Source organism: Blautia sp. MCC269 (assembly GCF_018785655.1).
Classification (GTDB): domain Bacteria; phylum Bacillota; class Clostridia; order Lachnospirales; family Lachnospiraceae; genus Blautia_A.
In genome coordinates this window covers 115448-132239 of record NZ_WQQE01000050.1, presented here as the reverse complement: position 1 = coordinate 132239, position 16792 = coordinate 115448, and the positions used below count along the sequence as shown (strand labels likewise).

Here is a 16792-nt window from a genome sequence, read left to right as displayed (position 1 = left end):
TTTTCTTTATAGATCTTTTATCAAATTTTCGCTCTACTTTTCTTCTTTTTATATCCTCTTTCGAGTACCTGACCCCACTGTGCTTTGACATCAGATAAAGGATTCATCCATAGGTTCCGGTTTAACAGGGTTCGGAACAGAATAAGTGAGGTCACAAAAAATAAGAAAAACAACTTCCGAAAGAACACACTCTCTTTGAATTTCTGATACCAGGTCACTATGGCACTCTTCCAGCCTTTGCCAGCATGTATTGGCTCATACGCATACAGGTAGAAAAACATAGCAAGAAAAGAAAGCAAGAGCGAAAATCCAAACGGCTCATAAAGAGCAGTTAAAATGTTTGTGAGGATCTTTCCGAGTAAATCGATCGTTTCTTTCATCGTCGTTTACAGATCACTGAACAGGTCAGCCTTGTACATGCCATCCGCCAGCATCTTCTTGAAGCTGTCCTTTACCGCTGCGACATCCTCATGATAGGTCATGCCGTACCATGTATCGTTGGTCCTCAGAACCTTCACGGACATCTTGCCTTTATTCAGCAGTTCACCGATAAAAATTGGAATCAGATACTCGGCTTTCAGAGGATTGCCCGGGACTTCCTTCTCGAAAAACTCTTTGAAGCCTTCCTCCAGAACATCCAGAAAATCAGGAGTTAATCCCCACATATTCATAGAAACCAGAGAATTCACATCAATCACTTTTCCGTCTGCTTCTGCCCCATCCGCTGTTTTTACGATGTTCTTGGTCTCTACGACCTCAGTCAAGTTATTTTCCGCATCCATCTTGCAGATGCCGCGGGTCACACCACCATTATCGGACAGTGTGTTCTTCAGCACAAAACCTGCCATACAGGACTTACCGCCGTTCACCAAATAGTCATGGACGGCTTTGAAGCCCTCTTTGCCGTAGTAATCATCTGCATTAATCACAATGAATGGGGTTTTGATTGCTTTCTTCGCCGCAAGCACGGCCTGTCCAGTTCCCCACGGCTTTGTACGGCCTGCCGGAAGTTCTCCCGGAATATCGTTGATATCCTGAAATGCGTAGTCCACAGTTACGTTATGAGAAGAGCAAATAGAGGCAATACGGTCTCCGATGACCTCTTTGAACTCCTTCTCGATATCCTTGCGGATGATAAATACTACATGGTTGAATCCAGCCTCAATTGCATCATGAATTGAGTAGTCCATGATGATATGGTTAGCATCATCAACCGGCTCCAGCTGCTTGATTCCTGTTCCAAATCGGCTGCCGATACCGGCCGCCATGATAAGTAATGTTGTTTTCATAATTTTTTCCTCTTGCTATCTTTTATTCCACAGTCACACTCTTAGCGAGATTTCTCGGCTTATGTTAAGCGCACAGCGTCTCACGCACTAATACCTATGACCAAATTGTTTTCACTAATCTATAGATATTCAGTTTTTCCTATTCTTTAATAGCCTCCCCTTCGCCAGTTATTAATCATCATCTAATGATTGTACATTCAATGAAACGCATGTAAAAAACAGAGCACTGCATGTGACTAATCCTTCAACAGATTTATCATATATTCTTCAGATTTGTTGTAGCATGATCCATATCCCGCATTTTTTCCGCTATCATCGAAATGCAGATAGCCATTACAATTCGCAGAATAGCTTGAGCCGTTTCATATAAGCCACCTATTTTTGCCATTGTACATATCCGTGCTAAAATCCACCAAGGAAAGACATCAAACTCTATCGTGTGGATGCAGAGAATCCAAATCGAATTCCTTCCTATCACAGGTAGCAATCTGCTCATCAAGTGATTTTGTAATCGTATAGATACCATTAAGATAGCAATAACACAGCACACTGCTCCAACAAAATCTACCGGCCCATATGGAAAGGCACATTTCACCATATCCAGATGGCTACCGCTAAACAAGCAAAACAACAGGTACAATATCGCCACACAACAAACTAATATTCTATTCTGCTTGACTTTTTCAAGGCTAATACTATAACCCACTGTTGCAAAAAGGCTAGCCACCATTCCTTCTTGTATTGACCACGGAAGCCAGAAAAAATGGTGTAACGCTAGACTCAAAAAAGAGACCCCTATTGCGCAAGCCATAGGATACTTTGTTCTTTTATAAAGCTCTAACAGTAGCAGTGCCCAAAACAGTGCCAGCAAGAACCATATCGGACCAATCGCTGGCAATGATGTCTGCCATAGTTCTGCATGGTATCCTAGGCCAATAAAAGCTGCCCTAACCCATTTTTGTATATTAAGTATAAATACTGCATTGTTATCCTTCAGTAGTGTCACTAAGCTCTCAAAAAATATGCTTGCAATCACTATTCCAGCGCAAGACACAAAATATGGTACCAAAAGAGTTCTCGTCTTTTTCTTCATCCAGTCTGCCAGACTTCTCTTCTTCTTTGATAAAAATCCGCTTACAAGAAAAAAAAGTGGCATATGGAAAGCATATATAAGTATTCCTATGCAGTCAGCTGTAAAGCTGTGACCTATAAGAACGCAGATAATTCCAATTGCCTTTGCAATATCAATATAAGTTGCTCTGCTCTGCTCTGCTCTGCTCTGCTCTCAAACGCATATCCTCTTTCCTCTAATTGTCAAGTAGCATTAATATTTTCGCCACACCATTTTATCAATCACACCAGTATAACTCTGGATGATTTTGACCACCTTACTGTCTCCACCCGAATGAATAACCAGTATACGAAGACCGTCAAAGGATTCTTCCTGCTCATGCAGGTATTTCAGCACTTCCAGAGTTGCTCCGCCAGATCCCACACGCTTACCATCGCGATCCGGAATTGCAACAAAAGTGGTCTCCTTCGGAAGAAAAGCCCTACGTTCCTCTATCTGCTTACGAAATCCCTCGGCCTGCTGCTCATTGGAAGCTGTCAGGATTACATAGTCCCATTTCGGGAAATTCTTAAGTTTTAATGAGCGGTTATAATCACCCCAGCAATCCCTGTATGCCTGGGATAAAAAAGTGAATATAGATTCTTCATATGTAATGTTCTCCTTTTTCATAAAGCACTAAATGTTAAGTTAATGACATTGAGTATTTATGCGGGTAAATCGATTTTAGTCGTAAATTTACTGGAAGTTCACAGTCTATCACCCGCCGCACAGAGGCTGTTGACCCGGATGACTACCGCACTCGATGTGCGGCGTGTTTATAAAACTTTTAGGCTTTCTTTATGAAAAATTTCCGGTACCTGACCCCTTCTATTCTCTTGATGAACAGTTAAATAATCTCGGCAAAGAAGCCCTCGTTGTTATCGTATCTTCTTTACAGGATCAGCTCCTTGCCCTGCAGTCCCAGCTGGATCATGCCAACGCTCAGCTGTCCGATAATAACCGCCAGATCGAACTGCTCACAGAACAGATCCGCCTCATGAACCAGCGGTTCTTTGGCCGTAAATCTGAATCTGCCGTATCTGAAGTTGATGGTCAGCTCTCCCTGTTCGATTCCTTCAATGAGGTTGAATATCTGAAACAGGATCCTTTAAAAGAACCTGAGATCACTGAAGTGATCATCCCGTCTTACCACCGTAAAAAAGCTGTCGGCAAACGTGAATCCGATCTGTCCGGACTTCCGGCACGCATCATCGAACACACTCTTTCTGACGAGGAACTGGCAGTAAAGTTTCCTGACGGTTACAAGGAACTCCCTGAGGAAGTTTATAAACGCCTGCACATCATTCCGGAAACATTTATCGTGGATGAACATCATGTCCATGTCTATGCCTCCAAAAGTAATGACGGGACTATCCTGAAAGCTCCAAGACCAAAGGATCTTTTCCGTAACAGTATCGCTACCCCTGCACTGGTCGCTTCCATCATCAATGGCAAGTATACAAATGCCCTGCCTCTGGAACGACAGTCAAAGGCTTTTAAAACAAATGGTATCCAGCTTTCCACAAATACCATGGCAAACTGGGTGATCAAAAGTACTGATGTATATCTGTCCCTGATCTATGACCGGCTCCATGAACTGATCTATGACAGTAAGGTCATACATGCAGATGAGTCACCGGTAAAAGTTATGCGGATCGATCATGCAAAGATCAAAAATGGCAAGAAGACTTACATGTGGGTCTACCGAAACCGGCCGCTGCGCGGGACTCATCCCATCGTCCTCTTTGACTGGCAGCCTTCCCGTCATTCTGACCATCCGCGGGAATTCCTGAAGACATTCTCCGGAACTGTGATCACGGATGGATATCAGGTCTACCATAAGCTTGCAAAAGAACGCCGTGATCTTAAAGTAGCAGGCTGCTGGATCCACGCCAGAAGACCTTTTGCAGAATTCATAAAGTCTGTCGGTCAGGACACTGCCAGAGGATCGATTGCCCAGGAAGCATATAGCATGATCACAGAGATCATGCACATCGATAATACTTTTGATGACCTCTCTGTTACAGAACGTAAAAAGCAGCGTCAGCTTGTTCTTTCAGAAAAAGTGGATGCTTATTTCGCATGGGCAAAACAGAAGTACTCACAGGTAACTCATAACAGTACAATTGGAAAGGCTCTCGCTTACAGCATAAATCAGGAAGAATATCTTCGTGTGTTTTTATCTGATGGGAATGTCCCGATGGATAACAATTATGCAGAACAGGCAATCCGGCCTTTTACCATTGGCCGCAAGAACTTTGTAATGATCGAATCTTCCAATGGTGCAAAGGCAAGTGCGATCCTCTACAGTCTGGTTGAAACAGCAAAAGCAAACATGATAAATACTTTCGAATATTTCAATCTGCTGCTTACTGAGATTCCTCAGCACATGGATGACAAAGATCTCAGATTTATTGATGATCTCCTTCCATGGTCACCCAGAGTCCAGAAAGAATGCCCCAGTCGACACAAAAAGTCTTAATTTTTCAATGTGCCTATCTATTCTGTAAAATCTGCTCAATCCCCGCATTTTAGCGGGGATTTTTGATACCCAGTACTCATGTTTGAGGATTTACCCTCAAAAAATTTGCCACCGGATTCTCAACAAATCTCCATAGAACATATCCTATGCCTAAAGCCATCACTATAAAGCCAATATACGCAACAGGCCAATATAGATTAGATATTACTCTATTGCACAATTTCAAAATGAAATAATGTGATAAATAAACAGAATATGTGATATTTGACAATGCTTTTATCGTGTTTTTAAACCGCGTGCTTTCAAATCTAATGTTAAAGCAGCTGACTGCAACAATGCACAAATAAAATGCAAGTCCAAACGCAAAAAAGCCACTTTTATTTCCACATATGAGTCCTAAAATACCGATACCAACCCCGCTCAAAATCCCATATACTTTTTTGCTTTCCTGAATAACAAAACACGCCAATACACCAAACAGAAATACATAAAGCAGGCAAAAAAAGTTCCAGTTTACAAATTGCTCACTTGCAAAATAATACATCCATTTCTTCAAAAATGGAGTAATACAAACCGTACACATTGTCACAAGTGTTGCTTTTTTCGCATTGTTTATATATTTAAATATGAACGGCGAAATTATGTACCAGGCTACAAAAGCAGGCATTGTCCAGAAAAAATTAACTGAATTCCACCACTGCCATTCTTGACTTGGAACAAACATATTTAAAAACGGAATATGATATAACCATTCCCAGCTTATCGGAAGGTCTTTCAAAATTAATGCATCCAAAATAAATGTACACACTAACGAAAGATAATACATCGGCAAAATACGAATAGCCTTTTTGTAAGCATATTCTTTTATCGATTTAGAGTTCTTGACAGATGCATAGCTAAAGTACCCACTAATCAAAAAATACAGTGCTACGCCGTAGGCACCTAAACTAAACAATTTATTAATTGCCGCGGGGGGTTGGGTTAAATACCCATTCACATGCACGGTTAGAACCATCAGAATAGCTAATATTCTCCAGCAATCAGCAATATAGTCCCGTCTGTCTGTCTGTCTGTCTGTCTGTCTGTCTGTCTGTCTGTCTGTCTGTCTGTCTGTCTGTCTGTCTGTCTGTCACGATTTTATCCATCATATTTTCCCTTGTCAACTCTTTTTCCCCCTTTCACTATTTTACAAATATAATATAAAATTCCTCCGATTACTCCGCCCAATGAATTTAAAAAAGATCAGCTTCCGACTTTTCATACTCTGTGGCTACATGTCCGCGAATTGGTACAATTGGAAAGAATCACATTCAGAGCAGATTTACTCAGTGAAGAAATCTGCTCTTTTTAACTGCTCTGAATCTGATACTTTCCTAGTGAATTATACTATATTTGAACCATCGCTGCATGATTTCTGTGTACTTTATTCAGTTTTCAATGTACATTTTTTATTTATATTGAACACCCATATGAGTGACTCAATCTTAATTTCAGTGAAGGCTCATCCTAGTTTTCGGACAGTCTCCCCATACTCTTTTCTCTACTTTGTATACTGTTCTTTGTAACCATTCTATACCATGCATCATATAACTATCTCCCTGGATAAATTTCATAATTTACAATACACTACTATGCGCTTTAATTTTCAAACATATAAACCGTCATCTTAGTTCTTGTATATATTCCCTCATGATCTCTTCCAAATATATCGACCTATAATTCCTTTTACAAATCTAACTGCAACATAATAATTTTTATTTCTAATATTAAGTATCATAAACAGAATGTTCGGCGCTATAATGCACACAATCAGTTTTGTGATGATATTAGCTATGTGGCCTAGATTAATAAATGAACATACATAATATGTTGCAACTCCAGCTATGAGCATACTCACCGAAATTGTTACCATATCAAAGTAATAGTTTTTCGGACTCTGCTTAAAATATATTTTAAACAACACCTTTGTTTCCCACGGAAGTTCTATTAATGTATAACTAATTATCGTTGAGAGCATCACACCGGCTACTCCAATACTCTTTACAAGAATAATGTTTAATATGAGATTTACAAGACATCCTACCAGTGGTTTCCATTTATCAGCCCACCACATTCCCGCAGCGTCTTTATAAGTTAAGACAACCTTTCGAATCTGCTCAAAATAGAATCTCATAACAAGCATTACTACAATACTCATTCCAAAAAGGAGTTTTTCTCCCATCCACACAATCATAAAGTCCTGAAATAGGCACACAAAGCAAACGCAACACCATCCGATGATCCATGTATTTAGGAAAAAAAACTTTCTAAAATCGCTCAGATTCTTTTCTGGTGTTTCCGTTGCAATACTATTTCCTATACTAGCAGTGACTGAACTGTAAATCAGATTCACAAAGGTTGCAATAGCAGATACAATATAATAGTAATTGCCATAAATTGCTACTGTGGTCAAACCAAGAAAAGCGGATATAACTATAGAGTCAAGAGATACTGACAGTGTATTTCCAATCTTTTGTATTGCAAGGGCCACAACATTTTTTGTTATTTTTTGCTTGGTATTCTTGTCCAATTCTCCTCTGCATTTATACTGTGGATATCTTTTATCGCACTCGACAGAACACCAAAGATTATAAATGACGGAATTTATAACTGTGAGTAACACATAAAGATACATGTTCTTGAAAGCCGCAACAATCACAACCTGCAAAATACTTATGATGATTTTGCACGCAGCGCCTATCTTCTCTGTAATATCATTTCTCTGATGAGCATTAATCAAAGATACTTTGTATGCAAAAAACAAATAACTTACAACTGTATTACATAGATATAGTAACCACAGCAAATAAATATTAACATCCGATGGTGATTCACCACTGATCAATCTATCTATAAACGGCGTAAGGAAAAGGCCTATAATCAAAATTATCGAACCAATCATTTTATAAAGTTTGCGATAAAGATTCATTAAAGCACATACTTTATCCGTATTTCCTTCAGCAATTGGCTTATACATGCTTGCCACTATTGCGCTAGCAAAACCAAGATCAGCCAAATTAAGAACTTGAAGAATAGAACTATACAAACTATTCAGTCCAAGATACTCTTCTCCTAAAAATCGTATAAATATTGTTCTTACAATGAACGGGAATAGAATACTTACAATTCTATTAACAGCCCCAAACATAATATTTCGTAACGAATTCTGTATTCTACTCACCGCTATCTGCGCTCCTCCATATACTTTACTTAACTAGCATTATTCAAATCATTTTCTAATAGCTTCTATCATTATTTTTTTTGCTCTTCTGAGCAGAAAATCAATATAAAAAATCAAATCAACATAAAACACTCGCCATTTTAATTGTTTCTTGATTGCATTTATTGAACAATCTACTCTTTTTCTTTCCCCGATCGCAGTTGCTCGTCTATCGAGAGATTTATAATATCGATAAATACGCGACAGAATGGCTGTACGATCTTCCGGGTAAGTCGTCAGCAACTTACCCATTAAAGTGCTATATGCAGTGTCTGCTTCAATAATCGATTCTGTGGTGTCAGTTCTTTTTGTTCTCGTCAATGACTCACCAATTTGAACATAATTATAGATACGGCGTTCAGATACGTATATATTTTTAACTCTACTCATATAATCAACATTGAACATTACGTCTTCCATACATTTTTCAAAAATAATTGGCGGCTGTACACAAAGTTCTCTTTTATAACATTTATTCCATAGTGCTGACCAATATAAATCTGAAATTCCATTCACATGATATTTAGATACAGTCCTTTTCTGATAAATTCCATTTTTAAAATGTCTTTTGTTTATAGATTTTGATCCCCAGCTACGTACCAAATTATATCCGAAAATATATATATCTGGGCTGTTACTTTCTAGTGTCTGAGAATGCAATAAATTCATCATATACTTTATTGTTTCGGGTTCAAAATAATCATCTGAGTCACAAAACATCAGGTATTTTCCTTGAGCAAGAGTAATAAGTTTTTGTCGAGTAGCAGATACTCCAGCGTTATTTTGGGAAACAATCTTCAGGAAACGAAATCGTTCACTCAAATGATCTAATTTCTCATAGCTCTTATCTTCAGAGCCGTCATCTACAATTACAATCTCATAATCGCTTACATTTTCTTCGCATAAAGAATTAATGCAACGTTCTATCGTAGACCCTGAATTATAAACTGGAACAAGAATAGACAATAATATTTGATTCGTCATGTTAATCCTCCTTGTTTACACGTTGTACTGTTTCCCATCTTTTCCCCTCCCATAATTACTCAGAATACATTTCTTTTCCCTCGAACAAAAACACTCTAATTGTGAGTAAAACTGAGTTACTTTATTTTTCCTGTTTCATCCAATAAAATCCAATCTTTTTCATGTGGATACCCATGCCAAAAATTTGCAGGACAAAATTTCAGACCTTTGTTTAGCAATGCTGGCTTATAAGAAAAAGAGCTTTTACTTGTTATTAATGCATCTGCATAAATCATATGGAGAAAACTGTCCTGTGCTCCCATGTCAAGACAAAGATGAAGATTTTTAAACGCCTCAAAATCCTGAAAATCTTCTTCCTTACCTTGAGAGAACAGATATATATGTACGTTTTTCTGTTCTTTTAAATACTCTAGAACTGTTTTAAGTGCATTGACAAAATAGTCATTACTTTGATATCGCATTGTTAAATTAGGATTATCTTCTCCTTGTTTTTGGACGATGTCACCACGTCTAACATGAATTGCTATATTAAAGCAACTACTGTCATATATCAGCTTATCATTTTTTCTAGCTGGTGCTTTATAAAATTTTTCTTGTATTTGCTCCATAACGCCAAATTGCTCTTGATAGAACTGATCTTGCTCAGCAAGAAATACAACTTGCTTCCCTTTATATGAATCAATTATTCGTTTAATAGTAGCTACTTCATCAGAATTAGCTTCGTCAAACTTAGGAATCCGCTTTATTAGATACCCTTCATTTTTTAGCTCTTTCATCGTTTTCTCATCTTGATAAAACCCCAAAAAATCTTCCCATTCAACATTAGAAAACGGAATGTGAGCAAACTTTAACCCAAATTGTTCGGAAAACCAAAATCCTGCAATCCAATTTGCCATCTGATGGCCTATCCCCGCACCAGGATTTGGACGAGCGGCAAAATAAAGGTTAGAATATGCTCCTTTTGTCACATTTTCTTTTGAATTTCTTCCGAAAATGGCATGCCAATATGACCGATAGCAATATGGATACAGCTTTGTATTCCTCATTTTTGAAACCCAGCTTAGACGAAGTTTTCTTTTCACTTTTTCAATCAAATTTTCCTTGCCTGCATTTTTTATTTTTTTCTGTCGCACTCTTCTTCACCACCTTACCAATAGCAGCCACCTTCAACCGTATCTGCGTTTTGGGGTTTATCCTGTTCACTGGGATATACCCACGCATCATTAAACCATTTTCTTATATATTCATAGCCATTGTAATCTTCTTCCCATCGTTTACCTTTAATTCCAAACATTAGTTGAGTCGCACCACCTAGATGAACTGCCTGCTTACTGGCTTGCTTGAGTTTTGCTGCAAGCGGAAAGCCATAAGCACCGCATCCAATAATGGCTATATCAAAATCTATTTTTATTGCCTCTTGATACATCCACTCTAACGCATCAAACCAAGTTGCAAATCGTTCATCCTTTTCTCCAGCTACAGTCTGTACCGCTTTTAATGTTTTCAGTTCAAATCTCGGTAGAATATCTGTCCCCGGAAAAATCTCCTGTCGCTTCTGATATTGACTTTGTATTGTCTCTGCAAACGGATGAATTACCAGAACCTTTTTCCCCTCTAACGCAGCACTCCATGGATTCATTGGATTTTTCCACGGTTCTAAGTTAAATAAAAAAGTAATTCTCGCATCTGCACTCATATAATGCCTTATATAATAATCTTCAAATCTTAGCCCCCAAACACCAAGCAACTCAACCTGCTTTGATGCGTCAATAATGCACTTTGCAAATCTATCACCAAGCATTTTGTCTTTTGGGAAAAAACCAGACCATTTATTCAGCTGATTGATGGCATCATCTTTTTTTTGTGATATGTTAAAATCAAACGTAGATGTTGCAAATAATTCAGTGGCTCCGTATCGTCCAACCATAAATGGCTCTCCAGACTTAATTCTTTTGGCTATGTATTCGTTCGTTTCATCACACCTCAAAAGATGTTTTCCCACATAAGACGAGATACTTCTTTGAGATTTATCTGGAAGTATTAACGAACGTCGAAGCCCAAGCTTTTCTGCAGCTATAGTTTTTGTTACAGTCCATACATGATTCATAAACTTATATCCTTTCAAATCATTTTCTCAATTGATTTATCAATGTTAGATGTTGTTCCTATATCAGACAACACTTTATTATACATATCAAGCTTGCTTCCATAATATCCTAAATACATAAGTATTACCAAATAAAGTATATCTGGCATTTCCGTCAACATCATAATTTCGTAGGCAAATATAGTCCATATTATCAAAACATTTATTTTTCTGTTTGGTTCCTTACGCATACGTTTGAAGCATGCTACCACTGCTACGCTCAAGAATACGGCGTTAACTGCTCCACCCATTATCATGATGTTTAAATAACCAGAATGTGGAAATAGATTTAAATATGGACGATACCCACTGCCATATCCTAACATTGGAGATTCTAGTATACGTAACAAATAAAAATCCCAAATCGTTGTTCTTCCTGTAAAAGTCAAATCTTTCTGTAATACATCTTCAACTATGTATGATAAAAACCCCTGCTCTCTAAATATTGTAATTGCAAAAAAGAGAATGAGTGCTGATACAGTCAACACATATGGATTTGCCCAAATGTGATTCCTTTTTATTATACAAATAATAAGGATAACCAGAGCAATAGCGTAACCTACGAGTCCGGTACCTGACCAAACAAGAATCTCCGTGTGAGCTGTACACAAAATGACAATAATGGTTCTTGCATCAATAGTTTTTCCATTTTGCCAAGAATTCACAACACAGATAACAATTGAAAAAATTAAAACAATTGAAATTGAATTTGAAACCGTTATAAAAAGCGAATCATCCGCACTCTTTCCTAATAGAAAATGGTTGATAATCAAATACATATAATTAATAATTGCAAGTACTGAAAAAAATTTAGCAAGGCAGGAAATCAATCTGCCTATATCCTTCTTAAAAAAATACTCCAAAAAAAAGAGTAGTCCCCAAAAGTTAACTAAATCTACTGTTCCCGAATAGAGATCTGTATGATGTATTAGTGTAGATATAAATATGACGACAGGATACAAGAGCAGCGGAACGCTAAAAAGATTTATTCCATTATCTAATCCGTTCTTAAAGAAATACAAAGCGTAATAGACAAGCAAGTACACCTGTATAGCATTGAGTAAAAGTCCCACTGCTGCATTATGAGTAATAGCTCCAGGCGGAAAAAACGTCAACAACGTTAAATATATCATGCAATTTTTTTTTGAAATCATATATCTCACCTACTCTTCACATTTTGGAGTGTTTTAAAATAAAGGAGTTATATTTTATTACCCCTTAGATTTTTAATACAAGCTGACAATACACCCGCATAAAACTAACACATTAGAAACAGTAAATTGTCCAGAAACGATCATATATCTAGAAAATCATACTTACTTTCCTATTAAAATTTTAACATAGGGAATGACACTATACTTTATTGCTAAAAACAAATTATAATTTGAATACAAGAAATGCCACCATTCCATAAATGGGCTTCCTTTGGGTGATTCTTTCTTTTTTATTCTTTCAATTCTACCTAACTTCGGATCTCGCCAAGAATTCTCAAAGCCATTTTCTTCACAATGTCCTACGTACTCTGCTGATGAAATCAGTTTATAACCCATGCGCTTTATCCTAAAACCCAAGTCATAATCTCCCAATGAATGACTATAGTGAGAATCCAAATTTCCAATTTTCATCATAGCTTTATTTGATATGAGCACACAATTTGCGTTCATTGTATCCCCCACCACTTCATCTCTGTTAGGTTCAATCGCATTTAACCAAATACTTTTATTATCTCTATGGATTCTCAAACCATATGTAAATGTCCCATTCTGGTCACATGTCGCACCAACTATGATTACATTTTCCCTTCCATCTTGAAGTCTAACCATATCCTCAATTGCAGTGTCAAAAAAGTCAACATCATCATTAACCAACAGACAATCAGTTCCAATATTCGACTGAAGATATTTTTCTATTCCGACTCTCATACCACCACACCAATACAGATTACCGGTTCCTTTAATAATTTCAGAATTATACCCCAATGCTTTAATGGCATCCACAGTTCCATCGGTGCTATTATCATCCACGATAATAAAATTAAAATCTATGCTCTTATTCAATTCCACAAGACTTCTCATTGCTTTTGTCGTTTTATCTTTGCGATTAAAGCATGTAAATATCACTGTCAATCTTTTTTTCATCATATTAATCCTTTTATTCTATGTTTGATATAAGCGGCATACGCAAGCAAACAAAACCATGCCTTCTCATTAAAATTTGTTTTATATTTCCTAAAAATGTTAATCTTAGTTTCAAGTTGTTTCTTATAATCTACCGAGGATAACCCACCCTCTTTATGTCTATAGGCAGTACCATACTCACCGGAATATACAAATTCTGTTTTATCCAAAAACTTTATATTCAGTTCCCAGTCCTCGTACAAGGAAAGACCTTTTGTATATCCACCGCATTCAAAATAAGTTTCACGCGGAAAGCAATAATCTCTGGGCATATAGTTTTTATACAGCCTGGTCACAATCCGAAAGCGTTCATTTCCGCTCAGATTCACATGATTTACTGTCCTAATAGAAGCACCTGACTCCTCAACATCCACAGTCTGTGAAAATGAAATCACTTTTTTGCCGCTATCTTTATAGATTTTTTCAATCGCCGTCATTTCAGCAGCAAGCTTTTTCTTGCTATAAAAGTAGTCATCCGCATCCAGCATACAGACATAGTCCGATGTTGTAGCCCTAATCGCTGTATCTCTTGCTACGGATACGCCAACATTTTTCTCGCCCCAAATAACCTTTACATTCGAGTATTTCTCCGAATACTCATTCAAAATCATTCTTGACCCATCCGTGGAACAATCATCGTACACAATCAATTCTTTCACAGGATATGTCTGGGCAAGGATACTCTCCAAACACTGTCGAATATATTTTTCATTGTTATAGTTCGGCACAATAACCGATAAAGTAAACTTACCCACTTGCTTTCCTCCCAGTCAATAAAGAACTTTTTCGTGCTGAATAATTTCTTCTTCCGTAAATCGAGCACCTTTCACTTTGGCCGGATTCCCTGCAACAATCGCATACGCCGGAACATCCTTGGTAACTATACTTCCTGCTGCAATAATCGCTCCCCGATTGATATGTACTCCTGTAAACACCACAGAGCCATATCCAATCCACACATCATCATCAATAACAATCTTCTGATTTAGTCCTTTAAAATTATAGTCAAGATCACCAATCCATGGTGCATCTTTGATACTGACACCCACTTTGGAATAATCGTGATCGTATCTTCCAATGAGACCAACTGTATTAGCTATTTCGATGTTGTTCCCCATCTCAATATCAGCCTGGATGGTGCAGTATTTTCCAATATATACATTATTTCCAATCTTCATGTGATTGGGTGCCCAAAACACAGTACCTCGACCGAATGTAGAATTATTACCCCATTCAATGTTCTTATGAGGCCATAGCATCAGTTTGCACCTAAGTAATTTGAGTTTTTTTACAATTCCCATTACCAGTAGCTGCCTCCTTCCACTTTAGTACTCCCTTTAGGCGTTTCATCTTCACTCGGACGAATCCAGTTTTCATTAAAGAATTTCGAGATTTCAGGAATCTGCTCCCAGCGTTTTCCCTTAATACCGAATAGAATCTGGGTAGAACCGGACATCTGCACTGCAATCTTGCCAAGCTGTTTCACGTAAGCTGCCAAAGGCAGGCTGTAAGCTCCAGCACCGATAATTGCAATATCAAAATCATACTTGCTGATTTCCTTTTCCATATGCTCAAGAGCATCAAACCAATCATTGTAGATAGACGTTTCTCCCGCATTCGACTGAACAGCACGTACACAAATTAATTCACTGAATTCAGGAAGAATACTCTTGTTTTCAAAAAGCAATTCTCTTTTCTGATACTGTTTTATAATACTATCTATAAACGGGTGAACAATAAGAACCCGCTTTCCAGCCAATGCTCTTGACCACGGATTATTGAAATAATACGGTTCCAATGCTTCCAAATGAGTAAATTTACTTTGAGTACACCTTTGCTTAACAATTTGCTTTTCTGCCCCAACGCTCCAAAGTGCGAGTAAATCTGCCTGACTCATGCATTCTATGTAATACTCAGAAAAATGCGTCAAAATTTCGTCATTGGGTGGAAAAACCCCCGCACAAATTTGCACTTCTTCTTTCATTTTAGGACTAAATACTTTGCCATTCAAATATTCGCCAATGCAACGAAGTTCAACAGCTCCGCCACGGGCAACCATGCATGGTTTTCCACGCATAATTGCCTCGTAAATATACTGATTTCCCCATTTGTTGTTTTTAACATCTAAGCAATAATAACTTTGCTTGAATCTAATCTTTCTATAAACAGATTTAAGCATTTTCACACCTTTAGAATCATTATCCATGCTTATCTCCTATGTATGTTCTTTCAAAAGTCAGTACCACCAGCTCTGCTGGTGGTTTGTGTTTGCCCTTCCAGGGCACATTGCATTTCCGCCTGAAGGCGGTCTAACAAACCATTCCTTTAGTTACTGGTGGCCGCTTAAAAGCGGCTCTTTTTTACTTTTCTGAATCCCCTTCTAAGCGATCTCTTTCATATTGTTCTTGTATATATTGTTTTATTGTTTCTTCATTAACGTTACCTACTGTTTTTACCAAGATGAATATTTCTATTTCTCAAAAGTAGCAATTTACATCGAAGTATTTTCAATTTTCTAATCATTTTCATTTTCCTCTATAAATTCAATGACACGCCTATTTTTTTGCATAACTGAATGCTCAAAAACAAAAAGTAATTCCACTTAAGTTTCAGTAGTACTATCGGAACTGTATACTTGAATTTAACTCCTATAGGCATAACTTTAATTGAACTTTGTACCAGGGGGTGGTGTATATATCTTTGAATACTATTCCATGACTGCAAGTTTGATGTGGCCATCAATTCAAAAATTGAAAAAACTGTACTTCCCGCAAAAATATTCTCACTAGATTTCTCCATTTTTGAAGTAATGTTTTCTCTTGCCTCTAAAAGAGCCAACTTATTTTGCACTAGATTTTCTTTCATTCTTTGCGACATTGAGCCTGTTGTTCGAACAATATAGTAATATAGACACTTGTTTATTGTCCCAATCTTTTCAGCCCTACTAATGCACAATGCGTTGAAAATGCCGTCTTCATTTAACACAATTTTAGAATCAAATAGTATTTTATTTTCTATAAGGAACTCTCTCCTATATGCTACTCTCCATACTGATCCCCATTCCTTTTTAGGATTGAACTCACCAGTGTGAAGCCAGTTTTTTACATGCTCCACAGAATATCCAATATACTGTGGAAACAACTTTTCTATAGCCTCTTTGTTCGATAAAATATCATTTTCAATTTTGGGGAGTATGTTTTGAACGCTATTCCTAATTTGATTTTCTTCAACGAAGCCGTATAGAATCATATCAAAAACAGCTGTGTTTAGTTTTTCATCCAAACTCTCTAATAACCCCTGCATAACATAATCATCCGGATCAACAAAGAGAATATACTCTCCCT

17 protein-coding genes are annotated in these 16792 nt (G+C 37.4%); 1 reads left to right on the top strand and 16 read right to left on the bottom strand.

Annotated elements, in window-relative coordinates:
* Window positions 1–20: 20 nt before the first annotated feature.
* From GPK88_RS15835 to GPK88_RS15820, 4 genes are all read right to left on the bottom strand, one after another.
* The gene (locus tag GPK88_RS15835) at window positions 21–380 is read right to left on the bottom strand and encodes a hypothetical protein (protein ID WP_252197790.1); all 360 of its coding nucleotides are present in this window, start codon (window positions 378–380) and stop codon (window positions 21–23) included.
* A 6-nt stretch (window positions 381–386) separates the two neighbouring features.
* Window positions 387–1289, bottom strand: a complete 903-nt coding sequence (locus tag GPK88_RS15830) for a sugar phosphate nucleotidyltransferase (protein ID WP_173763101.1) — start codon at window positions 1287–1289, stop codon at window positions 387–389.
* A gap of 256 nt (window positions 1290–1545) precedes the next feature.
* The gene (locus GPK88_RS15825) at window positions 1546–2532 is read right to left on the bottom strand and encodes an acyltransferase family protein (RefSeq protein WP_330606568.1); all 987 of its coding nucleotides are present in this window, start codon (window positions 2530–2532) and stop codon (window positions 1546–1548) included.
* 81 nt (window positions 2533–2613) lie between these two features.
* Window positions 2614–3030 carry a hypothetical protein gene (locus GPK88_RS15820; RefSeq protein WP_173763100.1) on the bottom strand — a complete coding sequence of 139 codons (417 nt, stop codon included), beginning with the start codon at window positions 3028–3030 and terminating at the stop codon, window positions 2614–2616.
* Between the two features lie 142 nt (window positions 3031–3172).
* On the opposite strand from GPK88_RS15820, the gene tnpC reads away from it, so the two are divergent.
* A complete protein-coding gene (tnpC, locus tag GPK88_RS15815) occupies window positions 3173–4882 on the top strand; it encodes an IS66 family transposase (RefSeq protein ID WP_215708038.1) in 1710 nt (569 codons plus the stop codon).
* 76 nt (window positions 4883–4958) lie between these two features.
* Here tnpC and GPK88_RS15810 read toward each other — a convergent pair whose 3' ends face one another.
* The 12 genes from GPK88_RS15810 to GPK88_RS15760 form a co-directional block, all read right to left on the bottom strand.
* The gene (locus tag GPK88_RS15810) at window positions 4959–5879 is read right to left on the bottom strand and encodes an acyltransferase family protein (RefSeq protein ID WP_330626713.1); all 921 of its coding nucleotides are present in this window, start codon (window positions 5877–5879) and stop codon (window positions 4959–4961) included.
* A 43-nt stretch (window positions 5880–5922) separates the two neighbouring features.
* Entirely contained in the window at window positions 5923–6045 is a 123-nt protein-coding gene (locus GPK88_RS19165; RefSeq protein WP_256442594.1) for a hypothetical protein, read from the bottom strand.
* Window positions 6046–6569: 524 nt separating this feature from the next.
* On the bottom strand, window positions 6570–8102 hold the full coding sequence (locus GPK88_RS15805; protein ID WP_215708036.1) for a lipopolysaccharide biosynthesis protein: 1533 nt from the start codon (window positions 8100–8102) through the stop codon (window positions 6570–6572).
* 48 nt (window positions 8103–8150) lie between these two features.
* Window positions 8151–9125, bottom strand: a complete 975-nt coding sequence (locus GPK88_RS15800) for a glycosyltransferase family 2 protein (RefSeq protein WP_215708035.1) — start codon at window positions 9123–9125, stop codon at window positions 8151–8153.
* 116 nt (window positions 9126–9241) lie between these two features.
* Window positions 9242–10258, bottom strand: a complete 1017-nt coding sequence (locus GPK88_RS15795; protein WP_215708034.1) for an O-fucosyltransferase family protein — start codon at window positions 10256–10258, stop codon at window positions 9242–9244.
* A 14-nt stretch (window positions 10259–10272) separates the two neighbouring features.
* The gene (locus GPK88_RS15790; RefSeq protein WP_215708033.1) at window positions 10273–11232 is read right to left on the bottom strand and encodes a hypothetical protein; all 960 of its coding nucleotides are present in this window, start codon (window positions 11230–11232) and stop codon (window positions 10273–10275) included.
* Window positions 11233–11246: 14 nt separating this feature from the next.
* Window positions 11247–12425 (bottom strand): O-antigen ligase family protein, encoded by a 1179-nt coding sequence (locus tag GPK88_RS15785; RefSeq protein WP_215708032.1) that lies wholly within the window; start codon window positions 12423–12425, stop codon window positions 11247–11249.
* Window positions 12426–12587: 162 nt separating this feature from the next.
* Window positions 12588–13412 (bottom strand): glycosyltransferase family 2 protein, encoded by an 825-nt coding sequence (locus GPK88_RS15780; protein ID WP_215708031.1) that lies wholly within the window; start codon window positions 13410–13412, stop codon window positions 12588–12590.
* Window positions 13409–14203 carry a glycosyltransferase family 2 protein gene (locus GPK88_RS15775; protein ID WP_215708030.1) on the bottom strand — a complete coding sequence of 265 codons (795 nt, stop codon included), beginning with the start codon at window positions 14201–14203 and terminating at the stop codon, window positions 13409–13411. The genes GPK88_RS15780 and GPK88_RS15775 overlap by 4 nt, the downstream gene beginning before the upstream one ends.
* A gap of 15 nt (window positions 14204–14218) precedes the next feature.
* Window positions 14219–14749: an acyltransferase gene (locus GPK88_RS15770; RefSeq protein ID WP_215708029.1), complete on the bottom strand. Its 531-nt coding sequence runs from the start codon at window positions 14747–14749 to the stop codon at window positions 14219–14221.
* Window positions 14749–15654, bottom strand: a complete 906-nt coding sequence (locus tag GPK88_RS15765; RefSeq protein WP_215708028.1) for a GT-D fold domain-containing protein — start codon at window positions 15652–15654, stop codon at window positions 14749–14751. Before GPK88_RS15765 ends, GPK88_RS15770 begins: the two co-directional genes overlap by 1 nt.
* Before the next feature lie 329 nt (window positions 15655–15983).
* On the bottom strand, window positions 15984–16792 hold an 809-nt coding region (locus GPK88_RS15760), incomplete at its 5' end, for a hypothetical protein (protein ID WP_215708027.1).